Below are 21,829 nucleotides of genomic sequence, written 5' to 3' on the forward strand. Positions count from 1 at the left end.
TCGATGTGGGGGCACATTCTCACTTCGACAAGAGCGCTTCCCGTTGGAGCGCGGGCGTCGTCGCTGTTTGACCATTGGATTGATTTCAGCGAGCGGGGTTTGCGATAGTGACGACCGAGTGGACGTTTCTAAAGGATGAATGGTAGCGAGGTCGCCAGCTTATCGCGACGCCGCCGCTGCTTTGGCGAGCGTTGCTTCTTGATGGGCGGGCTTGGCGCTAACCTTCTCGGTCGGAATCTCCACATCGATTTCAAGTGTGGAAACGGAGCCTGCCTGACCCATCTTGACGGTCAGAGCTTCTGGCGCAATCTCAACATGTTTCGCGATGGTCGCCAATATTTCGTCCCGCAGAATAGCGATGAGATTGCGAGGCCCCAGTGTGATTCGCTCATGCGCGAGCAGAATTTGCAACCGTTCACGCGCGACCGGCGCCGTGCCGCGAGGCTTGAAGAAGTTGAGTAGGTTCATGCCGCCCTCCGGCCGAGAATGCGGTTGAGGAAAGACTTCTTTTCGCCGGGAATAACCATGGGGATCGTTTCGCCCATAAGGCGACGCGAGGCGTCCTCATAGGCCCGCCCCGCCAGGCTCGTCGACCCGTTCATCGTGATGGGAGCGCCGAGATTGGAAGCGCGCAGGATGTCCTCGCTTTCGGGAATGATCCCGAGCAAAGGAATTGAGAGGATGTCGAGCACGTCGGCGACGCTGAGCATTTCGCCGCGGCTCGCGCGTCCAGCGTCAAAGCGGGTCAGCAGCAACTGCTTGTCCATGCGCAGACCTTGTTCGGCGCGAAGCGTTTTGGAATCCAGCAATCCAATGATGCGATCCGAATCGCGAACCGACGACACTTCCGGGTTTGTGACCACCACCGCCTCGTCGGCGAAGCGCATCGCAAGCAAAGCTCCCCGTTCGATCCCGGCAGGACTGTCGCAGAGAACCCAGTCGAACATGCCGCGCAATTCACCTATGACCTTTTCGACACCTTGTTCCGTCAAGGCATCCTTGTCACGGGTCTGCGAGGCGGCTAGCAGGCTCAGCGTTTCGATGCGCTTGTCGCGGATCAGCGCCTGGGGCAACTTGGCGTCGCCCTGGGCGACGTTGATCAGGTCATAAACAACGCGACGCTCTGCGCCCATCACCAGATCGAGATTGCGGAGCCCGACATCGAAATCGACGACACATACCCGCTTGCCGCTCTTGGCCAAAGCCGCCCCGATAGAAGCCGTCGAGGTCGTCTTTCCCACTCCGCCTTTTCCTGACGTCACCACAACGACTTTGCTCATCGCACACCCCTTTCAATTCAAAATTCGGAATTTCAGGTAGCCTTCGGCCAGGCGGATCTCGAGACTTTTACCCTCGGTCTTTGGGTCCATATTTTCGGCAGTCGCATAGGCGCCGCCGATGCAAAGCAGTTCGGCTCGCGCTTCAGTGCAAAAAATGCGCGCATCGGGCGTGCCGGACACGCCCGCGATGATGCGGCCCTGCACCGCTCCATAAATATGGACAGATCCGCCCGCAATGATTTCGGCGCCTGAAGCCACGCGGCCTATGATAGTGATGTCGCCCTCGAGATTGGAGATCGTCTGTCCCGAGCGCACCGGCGCATCGATGATCAATGTCCGGCTATGGGCTGCGGGCGGCCGCTCCACCGCGGGAGCCTTGCTTTCAGCTGGAGCTTCCGGTTGATCGACAGGCCGTCCTCCCGTCACATTAGGCGGCAGATGCGGACCGACCAAAGACCGGCTGGCGCCTTCTGCGCCCATGACGCGGATATGGCGGCGCGCCAACTGGCTCAGCAGGTCACGATAATCCATGAGAGAAATATCGGCCTGGGCCATGTCTAGGATGATGGGCTTATTGGCAAAAAAATTCGGGGAGCGGGCCAGCCAGCCGTCCAGCGTCTCGAGCCACTCGACCAAGGGCTCAACCGGCTGCAAAACGAACGCTATCAGCGAATGCGTTCTCAGGTTCAGCGTGGCAGGAGAGCGCACATGGGCGTTCATCGATGCATCCCGTTTGTGTTTCATTAACCATGCATTGCAATGGTTTACGAAATGTTAACGACGCTGATGGCGTCTTCATGGGGCTTTCAGAAAGCAGTGGCAATCTCAAGAAATTATAGAAATCCTATTTCCCAAGCTGTATGTCGTGAGTTCGATTCTCATCGCCCGCTCCAATTCCCCAAAGGCGCAGCTCTCCTGGGTGGCGCCGCTCTGCTCGGTGGCGCGCCGCCTGGAAAAAATGCTAAGGGAGCGGCCCCGACGCCGGATGATCCGCCCTTGCACCGCGCCTTTCCCGCATTTTGCTCTTTGCTGAGTCTGCTCGCGCTGGCTCTGTCGGCTCTGACTTGCGCAACCCGCCCTGCGGGCGCCTTCGAGGGCCGCGCGTTCGGGCGCGACGGATTGTGGCGCATCGTTCACGGAATCTGCGCGCCGGTCAGCCGGGTCACCGGGGTCGTTCTGCCCTGCCTCGCGGTGGATCACGACAAGGGTTCCGCGACCTTGCGCGCCCCCGACGACGACACCCATATCATCGTCACGCCGCTGGAGAAGATTTCGGGCGTCGAAAGCCCGTCCCTGCTGCGGACCGACACGCCGAATTACTGGGCCAACGCCTGGAGCCAGCGTGACTGGGTGGTCCAGGGCGCCGGCCAGCAGCTGCGCTGGAACGATCTCGGCATGGCGGTCAATTCGCGTCCGGGGCGCAGCCAGGACCAGCTCCATATCCATGTCGATTGCGTGCAGCCCACGGTCCGCAAGGCGCTGGCCCACGCGGTCAATGGGCAGAAAAGCTGGTTCGATCTCGATCTGCGCCCCTCCGCCGGGCATTATCGCGCCCGGCGCCTGAAGGAAGGCGATCTCGACCAGAACATCTTCCGCATGGTGGCGACGGAAATTCCCCACGCCAAGGACGACATGGCGCGCCAGACCATCGCCATGATCGGCGTCGAGGATGCGAAATACGGGCGCGGCTTCATCCTGCTCGTCGCCGGGAACGGCGGCCACGCGGAAGAACTGCTCGACCATCAATGCCGCGTCGCGCGGGGCTGAACCCGCCTAATTGAGACATTTGCTTTTGGCGCCCCGGTTGCTAATGACACCGCGACGGGCGAACTTCGCCCAAGAACTCCCTTTCCCGATCGATCGAGGCTCCCGATGCCGATCTACGGCTATCAATGCAAGAAATGCGGCTCATCCTTTCAGACCCTGGTGCGCGGCGGCGAAGAACCGGCTTGCCCCTCCTGCGGCGCCGTCGAGCTGGAGCAGCAATTATCCCTCATCGCCACGCCGGCGCGCGGCGGCGACAGCGACGCCCCGGCGGCTTGCTCAAATGCCGGCGCCGGCCCGTCCTGCGCCGCCTGCCCCGGCGCGTCGATGTTCGGCTGAGGAGGCCAAAATCATGGCGGAGCGCGGCAGCCTCAGCGCCATGAGCCGCGTCGGCTGGGTCATCGGCGGCGCCTTCGCCTATTACGCCTTGCCGATCTGGGGCTGGGGCGGCTTCGAGCCTTTCCTGCTCCACCCCGCCTTCTGGGCGCTAACCATCGTCTATTTCGGCCTCGCCGCCATCGCCTTGTTCTGCGGCGGCAATCTCTCGCCCGGAATTCGCGAGGATCGCGACAATCGCTGGGTGCTTCCCGCTTTCGCCATTCTCGGCCTCGTCAACGGCTATTTGCCCGCCTGGGGCGACCGGCATGACATTCTTTCGCTCGGCGGCGAAGGGCTTCGCTGGAGCGGCGTAGGCCTGTTCGCGATCGGCGGCTGGCTGAGGCTTTGGCCGGTGGCCGTGCTCGACGACCGCTTTTCAGGCCTCGTCGCCATCCAGCCCGGCCATCGCCTTGTGACCGACGGGATCTACCGCTTCATCCGCCACCCCTCCTATCTCGGCCTTATGCTCGGCTCGCTGGGCTGGGCTTTCGTCTTCCGCTCCGGCCTCGGACTCATCGTCACGGCCTTGACGTTGCCGCCGCTGCTCGCGCGCATCGATGCCGAAGAAAACCTGTTGCAGGCGCATTTCGGCGCGGAATACGCCGCCTATCGCGCGCGCAGCTGGCGGATGATCCCCTTTATCTGGTAAGCGCCGATGCAAGCAGGCGCCCGGGTTTTCGCCTATCGGCGCCGGGAAAATCGCGGCTATATTGACGTGAATGCGCGACCGCGCGAAAAATTCGGGACCTCTCCATGAAGACCATTCTCGTCACCGGCGCCACCGCCGGGTTCGGCGCAACTTTCGCCCGCCGCTTCGTCAAGGACGGCCATCGCGTCATTGCGACGGGCCGGCGCGTCGAGCGCCTGCAGGAGCTCGCGCAGGAACTCGGCCCCGCCGTGCTGCCGCTGGCTCTGGACATGACCGACGCCAAGGCCGTGGACGGTTTCGTGGACTCGCTTCCCCAGGAATGGCGGCAGATCGACGTGTTGATCAACAACGCCGGACTCGCGCTCGGCCTCGGACCGGCCTGGGAATCCGACCTTTCCGACTGGGACCGGATGATCGCCACCAATGTCTCCGGCCTCGTCCACCTCACCCGCGCGGTGCTGCCGCAGATGGTGGCGCGCAATGATGGGCTGATCATCAATCTCGGCTCGGTCGCGGGCGACTATCCCTATCCCGGCGGCCACGTCTATGGCGCTACAAAAGCTTTCGTGCTGCAATTTTCGCTGAATTTGCGCGCCGATCTCGCCGGGCTGAACGTCCGTGTGACCAATATCGAGCCGGGCATGGTCACGGGTTCGGAATTTTCGAAGGTGCGCTTCGCGGGAGACGATTCCAAGGCCGATGCGGTCTATGCCGGGACCAAATCGTTGACGCCGGAGGACATTGCCGAAACCGCCGCCTGGCTGGTCGGGCTGCCCCCGCATGTCAATATCAACCGGATCGAAATGATGCCGACCTGTCAGGCCGCCGGCCCGTTCATAGTGAAACGGGGCTGATTTTCGAAACGGGGCTGATTTTTATATTGCTGATCGCGGCAACCGCGATCAGCAAAGTTTTCGTGTCAGATGGTCGACGCTCAAATCGCGCCATTGATCCATTTGGCGAGTTCGCCCTTGGGCGCGGCGCCGACTTTCTGCGCAGCGACCTTGCCGTCCTTGAACAGCATCAGCGTCGGGATCGAGCGGATGCCGAGCTTGCCGGCGACGGCCGGGTTCTCATCGACATTGAGCTTCACGATCTTGACCTTGCCGGCGTAATCCTTGGCCAGCTCTTCGAGCGATGGGCCGATCATTTTGCACGGGCCGCACCATTCCGCCCAGAAATCCACGACAACCGGCTCCGCGGACTTGATGACATCGGATTCGAACGTGGCGTCGGTGACTTTTTCGGTGGACATGAGAACCTCGCGTGCGGCGGGATGCGAATCCCTGGGCCAGTGGGAAAGTTGAAGCCGAAAGTAGGTAGGCCGACACTGAGCGTCAAGCGCGCCAGCGCCGCACCTTCCTTGCGTCGAAGCAAGAGCAAGACTCACGCCGGAAAGACGCCCTTGGTGAGAAATTTCCGCGCCTTGTTGTTGCGCTGGCCTTTGTCGGTCCCTTTCAAAACTCCCTGGCGACGGCCCTCGCCCCCTGCGCCTGTGCCGGCCGGCTGCCATTGCGGCACCAGCTGGTGCTTGCCGGGGCCGATGAGATCGGCGCGGCCCATGGCCTTGAGCGCCTCGCGCAGCATCGGCCAGTTTTCCGCGTCGTGATAACGCAAAAATGCCTTGTGAAGCCGGCGCTGGCGCAACCCCTTGATGGCCGAGACCTGCTCGGACGCCCCATGCCGCACGGGCTTGAGCGGGTTGAAGCCGGAATGATACATCGCCGTCGCCAAGGCCATGGGCGAGGGCAGGAAGGTCTGCACCTGATCGGCGCGATATTTGTTGCGCTTCAGCCAAAGCGCGAGATTCATCATGTCTTCGTCGCTGGTGCCCGGATGGGCGGCGATAAAATAGGGGATGAGGAAATATTCCTTCTTGGCCTCGCGCGCGGCCTTGTCGAACATTTCCTTGAACGTGTCATAAGCCCCGATGCCCGGCTTCATCATCTTGGACAGCGGGCCGCCTTCAGTATGTTCGGGCGCGATCTTGAGATAGCCGCCGACATGATGCGCGACCAGCTCGCGCACATAGGCCGGGCTTTTCACGGCCAGATCGTAGCGCACGCCGGAGGCCACCATCACCTTCTTCACGCCCTTGATCTCGCGGGCTTTCCTGTAAAGCTCGATCAGGGCGTCGTGGCTGGTGTTCAGGTTCTTGCAGATGTCGGGATAGACGCAGGAGAGCCGTCGGCAGACGCTTTCCGTCTCCTTGTCCTTGCAAGCCATGCGATACATGTTGGCGGTCGGCCCGCCGATGTCGGAAATGATCCCGGTAAAGCCTTCGCCCTTGTCGCGGATCTCCTCGATCTCCTTGAGGATCGAATCCTGCGAACGACTCTGGATGATGCGGCCCTCGTGCTCGGTGATCGAGCAGAACGAGCAGCCGCCGAAACAGCCGCGCATGATGGTGACCGAATGGCGGATCATCTCCCAGGCCGGGATTTTCGCTCCCTCATAGACGGGATGCGGCGCGCGGGCGTAGGGCAGGCCATAGACCGCGTCCATCTCCGGCGTGGTCAGCGGAATGGGCGGCGCCGTGAGCCAGACTTCCCGGCCGCCATGTTTCTGGACCAGCGGGCGGGCGTTGCCGGGATTGCTCTCCCGATGCAGAACGCGCGAGGCGCGGGCGTAGCTTTCCGGCTCCGCCACGACCTGCTCGAAGCCGGGCAGGCGCACGACGACATTGTCGCCCTTGACGTGAACGCCCTCGTCGCCGTCGAGATCCTCCGCATGGGCCTCGGTCCAGCCTTCGGGCGTGGCGTCGCGCATGAAGGCGAGCCCGCGAATGTCGGAAAAATCCTGCGCCAAGCCCTTTTTGGCGATGCGATGGGCGACATCGACCAGCGCCCGCTCGGCATTGCCGTAAAGCAGCAGGTCCGCCTTGGAATCCATCAGGATCGAGCGGCGGATCTTGTCCGACCAATAATCGTAATGGGCGATGCGGCGCAGCGAGGCCTCGATGCCGCCAATGACGATCGGCGCGTCCGAAAAGGCCTCGCGGCAGCGTTGGGCATAGACGATGACCGCGCGATCCGGGCGCTTGCCGCCCTCGCCATGCGGCGTATAGCTGTCGTTGTGACGCAGCCGGCGATCCGAGGTGTAGCGGTTGACCATCGAATCCATATTGCCCGATGTCACGCCGAAGAAGAGATTGGGCTTGCCCAGCTGCTTGAAGGCTTCCGCGTCCTTCCAGTCCGGCTGCGCGATGATGCCGACGCGAAACCCCTGTGCTTCGAGCAGGCGGCCGATGATCGCCATGCCGAAGCTCGGATGATCGATATAGGCATCGCCCGTGACCAGCACGATGTCGCAGCTATCCCAGCCGAGCGCCTCCATCTCCGGGCGCGACATGGGCAGAAAGGGCGCCGTCCCGAACCGGTGCGCCCAATATTTGCGATATGAAAACAATGGCTTGGCCGCGTGCGCGGCAATTTTCGGCTCGGACATGGACTCTTTGCTGAATAGGCGGCGTGACGCGGCGCGCTAAAATCTCGTTTCGCGGCGAGGCTCGTGTGCGGACGGGTCCCATAGCGCGATTTTTTCAAGAATAGCAATTTTGGAGGGAAAAATGGCGAAATTCTTTGTCACCGTCCGTTCCGTCGATGGCGACGCGTTCGGAACCGCGCTTGGCGCGATCCGCTACCTTGTTGTCCCCGATGGCGAGGAACCCCGCCCCTCGCACCGCGTCGGCCTGCGCGACTGGATCGCGCGAATCATGGCGAGCTTTCAGCGCGACGGGAAGGGAAGCGCCTTTGGCGACGCGCTGTTTTTCGTCCACGGCTACAATACTGGCGCCGCCGACGTCGATGCGGCGCATCGCGCCATTGTCGCCGGACTGGCGGGTCGCATGACGGTCACTGTCATCAGTTTCGACTGGCCTTCGGCCGACGAGACCTTCGCTTATCTGCCCGATCTGGACATTGCCAAAAGAACGGCGATCGATCTGGTCAACGCCGCAATCAAACCGTTGCTCGCTGCGCAAACGCAGGATTGCCGAGTCGCCATCCACGCCCTGTGTCACTCCATGGGCGCCTATGTGTTGCGCGAGGCGCTCGACCATGCCGACGACGGGATCAAGACGGGAAGCGGCTGGACGCTGAACCAGCTGGCGCTCATCGGCGGCGACGTCGACGCCGATGATTTCGTCGCCGGCAACAAGGACACCGAGAGCATGCTGGGTCATGCCTATCGGCTGACCAATTATTTCAACCGCCACGACGAAATTCTGCAAATTTCCAACGCCAAATGGGTCGGCGTCGCGCCGAGGCTCGGCCGCGTCGGCCTGCCGCCGAACGCGCCGTCGAAAACCGTCAATGTGAATTGCAGCGCCCATTTCGAGACCCTGACGCCGCCGGCTCCAGATCCGCTCTCGGTCGCGCGCTTTTCCCACAGCTGGTATTTCAACGACGCGCATTTTTACGCCGACCTCGCGCAAACCCTGATCGGCGCGCAGGACCGGCTGGTCGTCGCCGGACGCGGCCGCGACGATGAAGGCAATCTCACGCTCGGAGCGTGAGAATCACCGGCCCTCGCCCTGTGCGGCCAAAGCTGCGATCCCCTCGCGGAAGGTCGGGAAGGCCAGCTCGACGCCGAGGTCGGCTTTCATCCGCATATTGGAGACGCGCTTGTTCTCGCCGTAAAAGCTGCGCGCCATTGGCGTGAGTTCAGCGGCGACGAAATCCTGTTCCGGCGGCGGCGCGACGCCCAGCAGGATCGCGGCGTAAAGCACGACATCCTGCGGCGGCGCCGGCTCGTCGTCAGTGACGTTGTAAATCCCGGCCGGCGTATCAGAGAGCAGACAGGCGTCGATGGCGCTGGCGATATCGGCGACATGGATGCGGTTGAAAACCTGTCCGGGCTTGACCAGCCGCTTCGCCGTCCCTTCGCGCAGCTTCACCAGCACATTACGGCCCGGACCGTAAATGCCCGACAGCCGCAGAACATAGACTGGTTTGCCGGCGCGCGCGCCGAGAGCAAGCCATTGCGCTTCGACTTCCAGCCGCGTCCGGCTGCGCGCATTGCTCGGCCGCGCCTCGGCGCTCTCGTCGATCCAGTGGCCGCCATGGTCGCCATAGACGCCGATGGTCGAGAGATAGACGATCTTCTTCAGGCGCGGCGCCGCCGCGATTTCGGCCTCAAGCCGCCGCAGCACGGGATCGCCCATCGCGTCGGGTCCGGCGCTGACGAGCAGCGCGTCGGCCTCTTGCAGCGCGCGGCGCAGGCGCGCGTCGACCGCCTCCGCCGCGCCGTCGAAGGGCAGCATCCTGACGCGGCCGATGGCCTCGCCCTGCGGCGCGCGAGTCGTGCCGGTCACCTGGTCGAAATGCGCCACGGCTTGGGCGGCGTAAAAGCCGGCGGTGTAGCCAAGTCCGAAAATGAACAGTTTCACAGGGTTAGCCCCCATTCCCATTCGGCGCGAACGTCCGGATCGCTCTCTCGCCCGCCGCGCGCCTCGGCGAGGGTGATGAATTTTTCGCGCGAAAGCAAACGCGCCAGCGCCCAGACCGCCATGCCGCGCACCAGCGGCGATTCATGCGCCAGCCGCGCTTCCGCGAGAGGGGCGAGCGACAGATCGCCCGAATTTCCGATCGCGACCAGCACATTGCGGAGAAAGCGCGCAAAGCCGATGCGCTTGACCGGCCCGCCGGCGAATTTCGCGCGAAACGCCGCGTCGTCCAACGTCGCCAGTTCGGTCAGCGGCGGCGCGACCAGATCGGCGCGAGCCTGCAATTTCGCCTCGCGCGCGGTTCTGGCGAATTTGTTCCAAGGGCAGGCGGCGAGGCAGTCGTCGCAGCCATAAATGCGATTGCCGATCTTCTCACGCAAAACGCGCGGAACCTGTCCCCTGGCCTCGATGGTAAGATAGGAAATGCACAGCCGCGCGTCGATCTGGTAAGGCGCGTCAAGCGCGGCGGTTGGGCAGGCGTCGAGACAGGCGCGGCAATGCCCGCAGCGATCGCCTTCCGGCGCATCGCGCGGCAGATCGAGCGTGGTGAAAATGCTGGCGAGGAAAAGCCATGAGCCGAAATCGCGCGAGACCAGATTGGTGTGCTTGCCCTGCCAGCCGAGCCCAGCCGCTTCGGCCAGAGGCTTTTCCATCACCGGCGCGGTGTCGACGAAGACCTTGACCTCGCCCGCCTCGCCCAACTCCCTTGCGCGCGCCAGAACGGCGCCCGCGAGCAGTTTGAGCTTGCCCTTGATGATGTCATGATAATCGCGATGCCGCGCATAGACGGAAATATTCCCGGCCGATTTTTCCGCCAGCGCCGCGAGCGCGTCGCCTTCCGGCCCGTAATTCATTCCGAGCAGGATGATCGAACGAACTTCAGGCCAGAGCTTTTGCGGTTCCGCGCGCCAGTCGCGCCGCTCGGCCAGCCAGTCCATGTCGCCGTGGCGGCCCTCGGCGAGAAAACCTTCCAGCCGCGCAGGCGCCTCTGGAATGGCGTCCGGCCCCGCGACCCGGCAGAGGTCGAAGCCAAGCCGAGCGGCCTCCGCGTGCAGAAAGGTCAGAAGTCGACTTCGGCGTAGTTCGGATTGATCGCCACGCCCGGCACGCGGTCCGCCAGCAGCGGGCGGAAGCTCGGACGGCTCTTCAGGCGCTGATACCATGATTTGGCCGGCTCTTCCTCGTCCCAGGGCGCGTCGCCGAGGAAATCGACACAGGATAGATGGGCCGCGGCGGCGAGATCGGCATAAGTCATCCTGTCGCCCGCCAGCCATCGGCGCGTGGATTCCAGATAGGAAATATAGCGCAGATGATAGCGCACATTAGTCCGCGCCGCGCGCAAAACATCCATATCGGGCGCGCCGCCGCCGATTTCCGTGGCGGTGAAGCGCTTGTAAACCTTTTCGGTCACCAGCCAGTTCGTGACTTCGGAAAAGAATTTCTCGTTGAACCAGGCCGTCAGCCGGCGGACTTCCACCCGCGCGACGGGCGAAGGCGGCAGCAGGCGATGGTCGCCGAGGCGGTCGCCGAGCGTTTCGTCGAGCCATTCGGCGATCGCCGCCGCACCGGGCACGACAAGCCCGCTGTCTTCGACAAGGACCGGCGTCTGCCCCGCCGGATCGAGCATCAGGAATTCCTGGCGCCGCTCGTGGACCCGCTCCTCGATCAATTCGACCTCAACGCCATATTCGCCGAGGGCAAGGCGGACAAAACGCGAATGGGGGCAGAGCGGATGGTGATAAAGCTGAGGCATGCCTGATCTGATTCAACCCGTGCGACCTTGCGGTCGGGCCAGAACCTATAGAAGCGACGTCGCGCGCTCACAAGAACTGTTACGAGGAGTAAGGTTAACAAATTCTGACGCGAACCATGAGCTAAGCCGCAGAAACGCCCGTCCGGACGCCTCTAGACGCCCAGCATGTCGGCCAGCTTGTGCAATTCATGGGCGTCGAGATAATTGCTTTCGCAAAAGCGGCGGGCCAGCGAGAAATCGAAAGCGCTCCAGCCCGGCAAGCCGGCGACCGAGGGGTCGCGGTCGAGCATCTGGATCTGAGGGGTCTGACGCAGGCGGGCGCACAGATCCTCATCCTCGTTTCCGTCGAGCCATCCTTCCAAATCCATTGGACCCAGCATGACAGTCCCTTCCGTGGGAAAGAGCTGTCTTGTCGCAGCTTGATCGGATCGTTCATATGACAACCCGATGACAAGGGCAAGCCGGCGTCCCGCTCAAGCCCGCGCGGAGGCGGGCGCGGTCGTCTTTTCCGGAAAGCCGCAGAGGTCGGCGATGGGACAGCCGGGGCAATCGGGTTTGCGCGCCTTGCAGATATAGCGGCCGTGCAGGATCAGCCAGTGATGGGCATGGAGCAGAAATTCGTCCGGCACGATCGCCAGCAACCCCTTCTCCACGGCTTCAGGCGTCTTGCCGGGCGCGAGCGGAATTCGGTTGGAGACGCGGAACAAATGGGTGTCGACCGCAATGGTCTTTTCGCCGAATCCTATGTTCAGCACGACATTGGCGGTCTTGCGCCCCACCCCTGGCAGGCTTTCGAGCGCCTCGCGGCTGCGCGGGACCTCGCCGCCGAATTCGGCGATCAGTTTTTGCGATAGCGCGATCACATTCTTCGCCTTGGCGCGGAACAGGCCGATCGTCTTGATCTTTTCGCGCACGCCCTCCTCGCCGAGCGCCAGCATGGCCTGCGGCGTCGAGGCGGCGGCAAAAAGGCCTTTCGTGGCGCGGTTGACCCCGGAATCCGTCGCCTGGGCCGATAGGACGACCGCGACCAGCAAGGTGTAGAGGTTGACGTAATCCAGCTCGCCCTTGGGGTGTGGATCGAGCGCGGCGAAGCGGGCGAAAATTTCCCGCACCCGCGCCAGATTGACGGCGCCTTTTTGCCTGCTCGCGGGTTTTGTCGCTATCGGCCTTGTCTTGGCTGGCTTCGTTGAAGCGGCCTTGGCGGCAGGATTTTTCTGCCGGGAGGCGCGCGGTTTGCTGTTCGCTTCGGTCATGGGCGAACTTAAGCGCATCGGGGCCGGCGCGACAAGCGAGGGAGGCGGCGCATGGAGCGGCGGGAGGAGACTATATCCAGGGCGGAGGCGCCCCTGTTTTCCACGCGCCTGCGCCCGCATCGCGCCCTGACGGCGCGGGGACGGCGGAAGCTGCTCGCCCTGTTCGCGGCGTTTCAGGCGCCACTCGGCGTTGCGCTCACCCTTCAAGGCGCCTGGCCCGCCGCCGTGTTCATCGCCGCGACCTGGGTCGGGCTGGCGCTCGCCTTCTTTCGCAACGCCCGGGCGGCGCTGGCCTATGAGGATCTCGAACTCAGCGCGCTGGAGCTTCACTACGCCCGCATCACTCCGGCTGGGCGGCGGCGCGACTGGCGCTTCAACCCGCTCTGGGTCCGGCTCGCCATCGAAAGGCATGAGGAATTCGGCGTGGAGAGGCTCGACCTGCTGTCACGGCGCACGCGCGTGGAAATTGGGGCTTGCCTTGGCCGCCACGAAAAGACGCGGCTGGCCAGGGATCTCGCCGCCGCCCTGTCGCGCGCGAAAAGCGGGCCGCGTTTCGACTAATCCATCCCATGGACGAAAAAAAGACCGCTTTGGAAAAGCGGTCCAAGTCTCAGGGAGAAAACGCCTGCTTTCGCCGACGAGTATGACGTGAAGCGTCACGACAACCAGAATAAGGCCTGATCGCGCCCCTGTGTTTGATTTCGCTCAAATGTGCGGGCCTTTTGGGCGCCGCATTATGTCGCAGGGGCCTTCATCGCTGCTGTTCGCGCTCCAGCAGTCTGCGCTTGCGCTCCATCCCCCAGCGATAGCCCGATAGCGTGCCATTGCTGCGCAGAATCCGGTGGCAGGGAATGGCGATCGCCAGCACATTGGCCGCGCAGGCTCCGGCGACGGCCCGCAAGGCCGAGGGCGCGCCGATGCGGCGGGCGATTTCCGCATAGCTCACGGTCGTCCCCGGCGCCACCTCCTGCACGGCGGACCAGACGCGGCGCTGGAAATCCGTGCCGCCAATGGCGAGAGAGGGCGCGAAAGGCGCCCAAGGCCGTTCGGCAAGAGCGATGGCCGCCGCCAGTTCGGGCGCCAGCGCCTCGGCCACAGGAGCGCGGGCGCTATCGGGGAAAATCTCAGCGAGGTCGCGTTCGAGCCGATCGGGATCGTCCCCCAGCAGGATCGCGCAGACGCCCTGCGGCTTGCGCGCGACAAGGACCGTCCCGAGCGACGACGCCCCGAGCGCGTAAAAAATTTCGGATCGGCTTGGATCGCCGGAAATGCTGGACGGTTCAGCGCCTGACATGCAGCCGGCCTGTGATGGAGCGCGAAAATTACCGAATTGCGCCGTAAATACGGCTCTCAATTTATCGCGCCCGCCTTGCGCCAGATCAAGTCACATTTTGCGCCGCGCGCCAGGCCTCAAGCCGCGCCACCGCGCTCTCCAGCACAGCTTGCGTTTTGGCGAAGCAGAAGCGGATGTGGAAACGCAAGTCCCGCGCGCCATAAAAGGCCGAAAGCGGCACCGCCGTGACGCCCGCCTCGGCGGTCAGCCGGCGGCAGAAGGCGAGATCGTCGCCGTCGCGGTCGAAAGGCGCGAAGGAGGAGATGGCGAAATAGGAGCCTGCCGCCGTCTGGGTGGCGAAGCCGAGCCGGTTCAGGGCTGCGGTGAGGAAATCGCGCCGCGCTTCGAGCAGGCTTTTCAGATCGGCGAAATAATCATCCGGCAGGGCGAGGCCGAAGGCGACCGCCGCCTGAAGCGCCGGGGGCGTGGTGAAGGTCACATATTGATGCGCGCGGACGATCGGCGTCAGCAATCTGGCGTCGGCCATGACATAGCCCACTTTCCAACCGGTGAGCGAGAAGGTTTTGCCCGCCGATCCGATCCGTACGACGCGATCGCGCACTTCCGGCACGGCAAACAGGCTGAGGTGGCGGCGGCCATCATAGACCAGATGCTCATAAACCTCGTCGGCAATGGCGACGAGGTCATGGCGCAGCAGGAGGTCGGCGAGGAAGCGCAATTCCTCGGCGTCGAACACCTTGCCAGCCGGGTTCATCGGCGTGTTCACGACAATCGCCCGCGTGCGCGGGGTGATGGCGGCGAGCAGGCGCTCGCGCGGCAGGCGCCAGTCCGGCGGCTCCAGCCGCACGGGCACAGGAATCGCGCCGCCGCGCCGGATGATCGGCCCATAGGAATCATAGACCGGCTCGAACACGATCACCTCGTCTCCCGGCTCCAGCAAAGCGAGAAAGGCGTCGCACAGCGCCTCCGTGCCGCCTGAGGTAATGAGGATTTCGCGCTCCCAATCCGCTTCAAGGCCATGAAAGCGCAAGGCGTTCGCGGCCACGGCCTGGCGCAGCGCGGGCAGGCCGAGCATGGAGGGATATTGATGCGGCCCCTTGCGCAATGCCTCGGCTGCGGCCTCGATCACTTCCTTGGGCTCAAGCCCATCGGGAAAGCCCTGGCCGAGATTGACGGCGCCCTTTTGCTCGGCGAGGCGCGACATCACCTCGAAAATGGTGGCTTCGCAGGAGCCGAAGACCGAATTGACCATGGCAGGGCTTTCTTTCTCTTTTCTTAGGAATGGCGCGGGACCGCTCCGCCGACCAAAATCGCATTGCCTTTTTGGCTCAGGCTTTTACGCTGATCAATCAGCCGCGCCCTCGCGATGGGAATTTTCATGAGCCGCATCTCGCTCGAACAGGCCAATGTCCTCATCGTCGCCGCTTTCGTTAAGGGCGGCGAGTTGGGCCTCAAACCGCTGACCATCGCCGTGCTTGACGCCGGCGGCCATCTCATCGCCCTGCAAAGACAGGACGGCGCCTCCACACATCGCGCGCAGATCGCCATCGGCAAGGCCGCAGGCGCGCTGGCGCTGGGCGTCTCGTCGCGCAGGATCGGCGAAATGGCGGCCGAGCGCCCGACCTTCATCGCCGCGCTGGGGCCGATTTTCCCGCAGGGGATCGTTCCGGCGGCGGGCGGGATCATTCTCACCGGTCCCGACGGCGCGCCCATCGGCGCCGTCGGCGTGACCGGCGACACCTCCGACAATGACGAGGCCTGCGCCCTGGCGGGCGCCGAGGCCGCAGGCCTGAAAGCGCAATGAAAACCGCATAGTCAGCGGACAACGACAAGAATTCCGGCGCAAAGCCGGCATCATCGAGCAATGGCGGGGAGACGCACATGATCGTGATGCCGCCACCCGACGCGGCGGTTCTGGCGCGTCGCGGCGCAATCGTCGCCGCCTTGCGGGGAATCGTCCCCGGCGAGGGGGTCATCGACGCGGAAATCGGGCGTCGCGCCTTCGAATGCGACGCGCTCACCGCCTATCGGCAATTGCCGATGGTCGTCGTCCTGCCGCAGACAAAAGCGCAGGTCGTCGAGGTCTTACGCTATTGCGCCGCCAACAAGATCAAGGTGGTGCCGCGCGGCGCCGGCACGTCTTTGTCGGGCGGCGCCTTGCCGCTCGAGGACGCCGTGCTGCTCGGCATGAGCAAGTTCAACCGCATCGTCGAAATCGACGCCGCCAACCGCTGCGCCGTGGTCCAGCCCGGCGTGACCAATCTCGCCGTGACCCAGGCCGCACAGCCGCTCGGCCTCTATTATGCGCCCGACCCCTCCAGTCAGATCGCCTGCACCATCGGCGGCAATGTCGCCGAAAATTCCGGCGGCGTGCATTGCCTGAAATATGGCCTGACCACCAATAATGTGATCGGCGTCGAACTCGTCACGATGGAGGGCGAGATCGTGCAGCTTGGCGGCAAGCATTTCGACACAGCGGGCTATGACCTTCTCGGCGTCGTCGTCGGATCCGAAGGCATGCTCGGGGTGGTCACGGAAGTCGTGGTGCGGCTGCTGCCGACGCCGCCGGGCGCCCGCGCTTTGCTGGTCGGCTTTCCTGGCATCGAAGGCGCCGCCGATTGCGTCGCCGCGATCATCGGCGCCGGCATCATTCCCGGCGGCATGGAAATGATGGACCGGCTGGCGATCCAGGCGGCGGAGGATTTCGTCCACGCCGGCTATCCGCTCGACGTCGACGCCCTGCTGATCGTCGAACTCGACGGCTGCGAGGCGGAAGTCAATCATCTCGTCGCGGCAGTAGAGGAGATCGCGCGTAAAAATGGCGCGACGACCTGCCGCGTCAGCCAGAGCGAGGCCGAACGACTGCTGTTCTGGGCCGGGCGCAAGGCGGCCTTTCCCGCGGTGGGCCGGATTTCGCCGGACTATCTCTGCATGGACGGCACCATCCCGCGCAAGAGGATCGGCGAGGTTTTGCTGCGCATGAAGGAGATGGAGAAGAAATTCGGCCTGCGCTGCGCCAATGTCTTCCATGCCGGCGACGGCAATCTTCACCCGCTGATTCTCTATGACGCCAATAAGCCCGGAGAACTCGACCGCGCGGAAGGTTTCGGCCAGGACATTCTGCGCCTCTGCGTCGAGGTTGGCGGCGTACTGACCGGCGAACATGGCGTCGGCGTCGAAAAGCGCGACCTCATGGGCGCCATGTTCAATGAAAGCGACCTCAACCAGCAGCAAAGGCTGAAATGCGCTTTCGACGAAGACAGCCTGCTCAATCCGGGCAAGGTCTTTCCGCAATTATGCCGCTGCGCGGAACTCGGCCGCGTGCATGTGCATGGCGGAAAGCTGCGCTTTCCAGACCTGCCGCGTTTCTGAGCGGAGAGTCCATGACCCTGTTGCAGCCCAAGGACGCAGCCGAGGCCGCCGAGATGATTCTCTGGGCGGGCTCGGAGCGTGCGAGTTTGGAAATCCGCGCTGGAGGCAGCAAGGGCGGGCTCGGACGCCCGATGCGGGCCGATCATGTCCTCGATGCTTCCCGCCTCGCGGGCGTGGTCGATTATGAGCCGGCGGAACTCGTCCTGACCGCCCGCCCGGGAACGCCGCTGAAAGACATCGCTGCGCTGCTGGCCGCGCAGGGCCAGATGCTGTCCTTCGAGCCGCCCGACTGGCGCGAATTACTGCAAGGGGGCGGCGAGCCCACGCTCGGCGGCACGCTCGCCTGCAATCTTTCCGGCCCCCGGCGCCTGCGCGCGGGCGCCGCGCGCGATTTTTTCCTGGGCTTTGCCGGCGTCAATGGGCGCGGCGAGATCTTCAAGGCCGGCGGCAAGGTCGTGAAAAACGTCACCGGCTATGACCTGTGCAAGCTGATGGCCGGGTCCTTCGGCACGCTGGCCCTGCTGACCGAGGTGACGATCAAGGTCATGCCCCGGCCCGAAAACGCCTGCACCCTGCTCCTTCCCGGCCTCGCCGACGAGGCCGCCGTCGGTTTGATGGCCGGGGCGCTGAACTCGCCGCATGAGGTTTCCGCCGCCGCCCAGCTGCCCGCAATACCCGCCCGGCGCCTCGGCTTCGCCGACAGCGCCCTGACCGCCCTGCGGCTGGAAGGCCCGGCGCCCTCCATCGCCTTTCGCGCCGAGGCGCTGCAACTTCTGTTCGGCTCCGGCCCGAGGCTCGACGCGCCCGAGAGCGAAGCCTTCTGGCGCAAGATCGGCGAAGTCGCGCCTCTGCTGTCCTTGCCCGGGCGCGTGGTCTGGCGGCTCTGCCCGCCGCCTTCGGTCGCCCCAAAGCTTGTCGCCGCGATTCTCGAAAAATCGCCCTCGGCCGAGCATTTCTACGATTGGGCCGGAGGTCTGGTCTGGCTGAGCCTCGACGCCGCAGACGCGGGGCCTGACGCCGGCGCGTCCCTTGTCCGCGCGGCGCTGAAGCCGTTCGGCGGCCACGCGACTTTGATGGCCGCAAGCGAAGAGACGCGCGAAAAAGTTGCGGTGTTCGAGCCGGAGCCCCCCGCGCTTGCGGCTTTGACGCGAAAGATCAAACAGGGTTTCGACCCCTATGGGGCGCTCAATCCGGGCCGAATGCGCGAGGGGGCGTGAGATGCAGACCCATTTCAGCCTGGCCCAACTCGCCGATTCCGACATAAGCGAAGCCGACAAGATCCTGCGCGCCTGCGTCCATTGCGGCTTCTGCACCGCGACCTGCCCGACCTATGTCCTGCTCGGCGACGAACGCGACAGCCCGCGCGGGCGTATCTATCTCATCAAGGAGATGCTGGAAAACGACCGCCCGGCCGACGCCGAGACGGTCACTCATATCGACCGCTGCCTGACCTGCCTCTCCTGCATGACGACCTGCCCCTCCGGCGTTCACTATATGCATCTTGTCGACCAGGCTCGGCACAGGATCGAACAGACTTTTTCGCGCCCGCTGCCCGACCGCCTGTTCCGCCGCTTGCTTGGCTTCGTCCTGCCGCGGCCAGAGATGTTCCGGTTGGCGCTGCTTGCGTCTCGCCTGGGCCAGCCGCTCGGTTTTCTCCTGCCTTCACGCCTGAAAGCGGCGCTGGCTTTGGCCCCCGCACTGCTGCCGGCGCGCTCGCCCTCCGAGGGGCCGGGGGCCTTTCCCGCCGAGGGCGTCCGCCGCCGGCGTGTGGCTTTGCTGGAAGGCTGCGCGCAAAAAGTATTAGCGCCGCAGATCAATGAGGCCACGATCAGGCTACTGACAAGGCACGGCTGCGATGTCGTCGTCGCGCGCGGGTCGGGCTGCTGCGGCGCCCTGACCCATCATCTCGGCCAGGACGCCGACGGTTTCGCGCGCGCCAATATCGAGGCTTGGTCGCAGGAAATAAAGGCGGGCGGACTCGACGCGATCATCGTCAACACTTCGGGCTGCGGCACGACCGTCAAGGATTACGGCTTCATGTTCCGCGACGATTCTACACTGGCGGAAAAGGCGAAGGCCGTGTCCGCGCTGGCGCGCGACGTCAGCGAATTCCTCGTCGAAATCGGCTTGCAGCCGCCGAGGACACCCGCCGGCCTGCGGGTGGCTTATCATTCTGCCTGTTCCCTGCAACATGGCCAGAAAGTCCGCGAGCAACCGAAAAGGCTGCTGGCCGAGGCCGGCTTTACCGTGCTGGAGCCAACAGAAGGCCATTTGTGCTGCGGTTCGGCCGGGACTTACAACATCCTGCAGCCAGAAATCGCGCTGCAACTGCGCGATCGCAAGGTCGCCAATATCGAAAGCCTCGCGCCGGATGTCATCGCGGCGGGCAATATCGGCTGCATCACCCAGATCGCCAGCGCAACGCGGCGGCCCGTAGTCCACACGGTCGAGCTGCTCGACTGGGCGACCGGCGGGCCAAAGCCCGCCAATCTGATCTAGCCCCGCGCCTTGGCCTCGCGCCGACGCGCATGCAGCACCGGCTCGGTATAGCCATTCGGCTGCTCCGCGCCCCTGAACACCAGGTCGCAGGCGGCCTGAAAGGCGACGCTCTTGTCGAATTCCGGCGCCATCGGGCGATAGTTCGGGTCGCCCGCGTTCTGCTTGTCGACCACGGCCGCCATCCGCCGCATCACTTCGCGCACCTGATCCTCGACACAGATTCCATGCCGCAGCCAATTCGCGATGTGCTGGCTGGAAATGCGCAAGGTGGCGCGATCTTCCATAAGTCCGACACCGTGAATGTCCGGCACTTTCGAGCAGCCGACGCCCTGGTCGATCCAGCGCACGACATAGCCCAATATGCCCTGCGCGTTATTCTCCAATTCCTCATTGATTTCCTGCGGCGACCAATTCGGCCGGTCGGCGAGCGGAATGGTGAGAATATCGTCCAGTTTGGCGGGCGCCCGGCCGGCGATCTCCTTCTGCCGCGACCCGACGTCGACATCATGATAGTGCGTGGCGTGCAGGACGGCGGCAGTCGGCGAAGGCACCCATGCGGTATTGGCGCCGGCGCGCGGATGGGCGACCTTGGTCTTCAGCATGGAGGACATCAGGTCCGGCATCGCCCACATGCCCTTGCCGATCTGGGCGTGGCCGGGCAGACCGGCGCTCAGGCCGACATCGACATTATTGTCCTCATAGGCGCCGATCCAGACCGCATTCTTCATGTCGTTCTTGCGCACGACGGGACCCGCCTCCATCGAAGTATGGATTTCGTCGCCGGTGCGGTCGAGGAAGCCGGTATTGATAAAGAACACGCGATCCTTCGCGGCGCGGATGCATTCCGCCAGATTGACCGTGGTGCGGCGCTCCTCATCCATGATGCCGATCTTGATCGTGAAACGCGGGAGGCCGAGCGCGTCTTCGACGCGGCCGAAGATCTCGTCGGCGAAGGCGACTTCCTCTGGCCCATGCATCTTCGGCTTGACGATATAAATCGAGCCCGCGCGGCTGTTGCGCAGTCGGCCCAGGCCCTTCAGATCGTAAAGCGCGATCAGGCTGGTGAACATAGCATCGAGCAGGCCTTCAGGCGCCGGTTCGCCATCGACCAACACAGCGTCATTCGTCATCAGATGACCGACATTGCGCACCAGAAGCAAGGCGCGCCCCGGCAAGCTGATGCGCTCGCCCTGCGGCGTCTTGAACACGCGGTCCGGCGCCATGTGTCGCTCGTACTCATGCCCCGACTTTTCGAAAACCGCCGACAGGTCGCCCTTCATCAGTCCGAGCCAGTTGCGATAGACGACCACCTTGTCGTCGGCGTCGACCGCCGCGACCGAATCCTCGCAATCCTGAATCGCCGTGAGCGCCGCCTCCAGGACAATGTCCGACACGCCGGCCAGATCAGTCTTGCCAATCGGATGGTCGCGATCGATCTGGATTTCGACATGCAATCCGTTGTGAACAAGCAAGAAGCTGCGGGGGTGCAGCGGATCGCCCGCGTAGCCGGCGAGCAACTTGGGATTTCTCAGCGCGACGACGCCGCCCCCGATCAGCTGACCGCGCAAGCCGCCATGTTCCAGATAATAATGGCTCAGATCCTTGTGCGATCCGTCCGTCAAAGGCGCGATGCGGTCGAGGAACTCCCGCCCCCAGCCGATTACTTTAGCGCCGCGCGCCGCGTCATATCCTTTCTTGCCCGGATCGGGGGGAAGCAGGGCGTCGGTCCCGTAGAGCGCGTCGTAAAGTGAGCCCCAACGCGCATTGGCGGCGTTGAGCGCATAGCGAGCGTTCATGATCGGCACGACGAGCTGCGGACCGGCCTGAGCTGAAATCTCGGGATCGACGTTGGCCGTGCTAACCTGGAACGCTGGCCCGCGCGCAACGAGATAACCAATGTCGGTCAGAAACTGCCGATAGGCGGCGGCGTCGAAGATCTCCCCGCGGCGCTCGTCATGCCAATGATCAATTTGCGCCTGCAAACTGTCGCGCTTCGCCAGAAGCGCGCGATTGCTTGGCGTAAGCTCGGAAAGGTAGCGCTCAAAATCCTGCCAGAACGCCTCTGGCTTTATGCCAAGGTCCGGCAGCACCTCATGATTGATGAACTCATGGAGTACGGCGGCGACAGCTATGCGCCCATG

At 63.9% G+C, this 21,829-nt stretch carries 23 protein-coding genes (1 of these 23 running past the window's edge); 10 read left to right on the plus strand and 13 right to left on the minus strand.

Features of this window, described 5'->3' with window-relative positions:
* Nucleotides 1-159: 159 nt before the first annotated feature.
* The 3 genes from minE to minC are packed head-to-tail and all read right to left on the minus strand — an operon-like array spanning nucleotide 160 to nucleotide 2,000.
* Entirely contained in the window at nucleotides 160-468 is a 309-nt protein-coding gene (minE, locus tag QZ409_RS13465) for a cell division topological specificity factor MinE (RefSeq protein ID WP_296712169.1), read from the minus strand.
* Nucleotides 465-1,280 (minus strand): septum site-determining protein MinD, encoded by an 816-nt coding sequence (gene minD, locus QZ409_RS13470; RefSeq protein ID WP_296712172.1) that lies wholly within the window; start codon nucleotides 1,278-1,280, stop codon nucleotides 465-467. Before minD ends, minE begins: the two co-directional genes overlap by 4 nt.
* A gap of 12 nt (nucleotides 1,281-1,292) precedes the next feature.
* Nucleotides 1,293-2,000, minus strand: coding sequence for a septum site-determining protein MinC (gene minC, locus QZ409_RS13475; protein ID WP_296712175.1), 708 nt, complete (start codon nucleotides 1,998-2,000; stop codon nucleotides 1,293-1,295).
* A 276-nt stretch (nucleotides 2,001-2,276) separates the two neighbouring features.
* Between minC and QZ409_RS13480 the strand changes: the two genes are divergently transcribed.
* The 4 genes from QZ409_RS13480 to QZ409_RS13495 all read left to right on the plus strand — a co-directional run bounded on the left by QZ409_RS13480 (nucleotide 2,277) and on the right by QZ409_RS13495 (nucleotide 4,925).
* Nucleotides 2,277-3,047, plus strand: coding sequence for a CDP-diacylglycerol diphosphatase (locus QZ409_RS13480; RefSeq protein ID WP_296712180.1), 771 nt, complete (start codon nucleotides 2,277-2,279; stop codon nucleotides 3,045-3,047).
* A gap of 105 nt (nucleotides 3,048-3,152) precedes the next feature.
* Complete coding sequence (locus QZ409_RS13485) at nucleotides 3,153-3,383, plus strand: zinc ribbon domain-containing protein (protein ID WP_296712184.1); 231 nt, start codon at nucleotides 3,153-3,155, stop codon at nucleotides 3,381-3,383.
* 13 nt (nucleotides 3,384-3,396) lie between these two features.
* On the plus strand, nucleotides 3,397-4,071 hold the full coding sequence (locus tag QZ409_RS13490) for an isoprenylcysteine carboxylmethyltransferase family protein (protein ID WP_296712189.1): 675 nt from the start codon (nucleotides 3,397-3,399) through the stop codon (nucleotides 4,069-4,071).
* A gap of 104 nt (nucleotides 4,072-4,175) precedes the next feature.
* The gene (locus QZ409_RS13495; RefSeq protein ID WP_296712193.1) at nucleotides 4,176-4,925 is read left to right on the plus strand and encodes an SDR family oxidoreductase; all 750 of its coding nucleotides are present in this window, start codon (nucleotides 4,176-4,178) and stop codon (nucleotides 4,923-4,925) included.
* A gap of 80 nt (nucleotides 4,926-5,005) precedes the next feature.
* On the opposite strand, the gene trxA is transcribed toward QZ409_RS13495, so the two are convergent.
* Together trxA and QZ409_RS13505 are read right to left on the minus strand one after the other, a co-directional pair.
* Entirely contained in the window at nucleotides 5,006-5,326 is a 321-nt protein-coding gene (gene trxA, locus QZ409_RS13500) for a thioredoxin (RefSeq protein WP_296712197.1), read from the minus strand.
* A gap of 131 nt (nucleotides 5,327-5,457) precedes the next feature.
* Nucleotides 5,458-7,518 (minus strand): YgiQ family radical SAM protein, encoded by a 2,061-nt coding sequence (locus tag QZ409_RS13505; protein ID WP_296712202.1) that lies wholly within the window; start codon nucleotides 7,516-7,518, stop codon nucleotides 5,458-5,460.
* Nucleotides 7,519-7,639: 121 nt separating this feature from the next.
* Between QZ409_RS13505 and QZ409_RS13510 the strand changes: the two genes are divergently transcribed.
* On the plus strand, nucleotides 7,640-8,587 hold the full coding sequence (locus QZ409_RS13510) for an alpha/beta hydrolase (protein WP_296712204.1): 948 nt from the start codon (nucleotides 7,640-7,642) through the stop codon (nucleotides 8,585-8,587).
* Between the two features lie 3 nt (nucleotides 8,588-8,590).
* On the opposite strand, the gene QZ409_RS13515 is transcribed toward QZ409_RS13510, so the two are convergent.
* The 5 genes from QZ409_RS13515 to nth all read right to left on the minus strand — a co-directional run bounded on the left by QZ409_RS13515 (nucleotide 8,591) and on the right by nth (nucleotide 12,523).
* A complete protein-coding gene (locus QZ409_RS13515; RefSeq protein ID WP_296712207.1) occupies nucleotides 8,591-9,460 on the minus strand; it encodes an SDR family oxidoreductase in 870 nt (289 codons plus the stop codon).
* Nucleotides 9,457-10,680, minus strand: coding sequence for a tRNA epoxyqueuosine(34) reductase QueG (gene queG, locus QZ409_RS13520; RefSeq protein WP_296712211.1), 1,224 nt, complete (start codon nucleotides 10,678-10,680; stop codon nucleotides 9,457-9,459). The genes QZ409_RS13515 and queG overlap by 4 nt, the downstream gene beginning before the upstream one ends.
* The gene (locus tag QZ409_RS13525; RefSeq protein WP_296712214.1) at nucleotides 10,578-11,270 is read right to left on the minus strand and encodes a glutathione S-transferase family protein; all 693 of its coding nucleotides are present in this window, start codon (nucleotides 11,268-11,270) and stop codon (nucleotides 10,578-10,580) included. The genes queG and QZ409_RS13525 overlap by 103 nt, the downstream gene beginning before the upstream one ends.
* Nucleotides 11,271-11,422: 152 nt before the next feature.
* Nucleotides 11,423-11,650, minus strand: coding sequence for a hypothetical protein (locus QZ409_RS13530; protein ID WP_296712217.1), 228 nt, complete (start codon nucleotides 11,648-11,650; stop codon nucleotides 11,423-11,425).
* A 93-nt stretch (nucleotides 11,651-11,743) separates the two neighbouring features.
* Nucleotides 11,744-12,523: an endonuclease III gene (gene nth / locus QZ409_RS13535; RefSeq protein ID WP_296712221.1), complete on the minus strand. Its 780-nt coding sequence runs from the start codon at nucleotides 12,521-12,523 to the stop codon at nucleotides 11,744-11,746.
* A gap of 51 nt (nucleotides 12,524-12,574) precedes the next feature.
* On the opposite strand from nth, the gene QZ409_RS13540 reads away from it, so the two are divergent.
* The gene (locus tag QZ409_RS13540; protein WP_296712224.1) at nucleotides 12,575-13,084 is read left to right on the plus strand and encodes a DUF2244 domain-containing protein; all 510 of its coding nucleotides are present in this window, start codon (nucleotides 12,575-12,577) and stop codon (nucleotides 13,082-13,084) included.
* 190 nt (nucleotides 13,085-13,274) lie between these two features.
* On the opposite strand, the gene QZ409_RS13545 is transcribed toward QZ409_RS13540, so the two are convergent.
* Together QZ409_RS13545 and QZ409_RS13550 are read right to left on the minus strand one after the other, a co-directional pair.
* A complete protein-coding gene (locus QZ409_RS13545) occupies nucleotides 13,275-13,817 on the minus strand; it encodes a methylated-DNA--[protein]-cysteine S-methyltransferase (protein WP_296712226.1) in 543 nt (180 codons plus the stop codon).
* An 85-nt stretch (nucleotides 13,818-13,902) separates the two neighbouring features.
* Nucleotides 13,903-15,069, minus strand: a complete 1,167-nt coding sequence (locus QZ409_RS13550) for an aminotransferase (protein ID WP_296712229.1) — start codon at nucleotides 15,067-15,069, stop codon at nucleotides 13,903-13,905.
* 126 nt (nucleotides 15,070-15,195) lie between these two features.
* Here QZ409_RS13550 and QZ409_RS13555 point away from each other — a divergent pair, with 126 nt between their 5' ends.
* The 4 genes from QZ409_RS13555 to glcF all read left to right on the plus strand — a co-directional run bounded on the left by QZ409_RS13555 (nucleotide 15,196) and on the right by glcF (nucleotide 19,688).
* Nucleotides 15,196-15,621, plus strand: a complete 426-nt coding sequence (locus tag QZ409_RS13555; RefSeq protein WP_296712233.1) for a heme-binding protein — start codon at nucleotides 15,196-15,198, stop codon at nucleotides 15,619-15,621.
* Between the two features lie 77 nt (nucleotides 15,622-15,698).
* A complete protein-coding gene (locus tag QZ409_RS13560; RefSeq protein WP_296712234.1) occupies nucleotides 15,699-17,189 on the plus strand; it encodes an FAD-linked oxidase C-terminal domain-containing protein in 1,491 nt (496 codons plus the stop codon).
* An 11-nt stretch (nucleotides 17,190-17,200) separates the two neighbouring features.
* Nucleotides 17,201-18,406: a glycolate oxidase subunit GlcE gene (glcE, locus tag QZ409_RS13565; RefSeq protein WP_296712237.1), complete on the plus strand. Its 1,206-nt coding sequence runs from the start codon at nucleotides 17,201-17,203 to the stop codon at nucleotides 18,404-18,406.
* A 1-nt stretch (nucleotide 18,407) separates the two neighbouring features.
* On the plus strand, nucleotides 18,408-19,688 hold the full coding sequence (gene glcF / locus QZ409_RS13570; protein ID WP_296712239.1) for a glycolate oxidase subunit GlcF: 1,281 nt from the start codon (nucleotides 18,408-18,410) through the stop codon (nucleotides 19,686-19,688).
* Here the strand turns inward: glcF and QZ409_RS13575 are convergent.
* On the minus strand, nucleotides 19,685-21,829 hold the 3' portion of the coding sequence (locus QZ409_RS13575) for a malate synthase G (protein WP_296712242.1). The gene runs 18 nt beyond the window's last position; only the last 2,145 of its 2,163 coding nucleotides appear in the window; its start codon lies beyond the right edge, outside the window; it ends in the stop codon at nucleotides 19,685-19,687. The two genes, glcF and QZ409_RS13575, sit on opposite strands and share 4 nt — an antisense overlap.

Source organism: Rhodoblastus sp., assembly GCF_019449565.1.
Taxonomy (GTDB): domain Bacteria; phylum Pseudomonadota; class Alphaproteobacteria; order Rhizobiales; family Beijerinckiaceae; genus Rhodoblastus.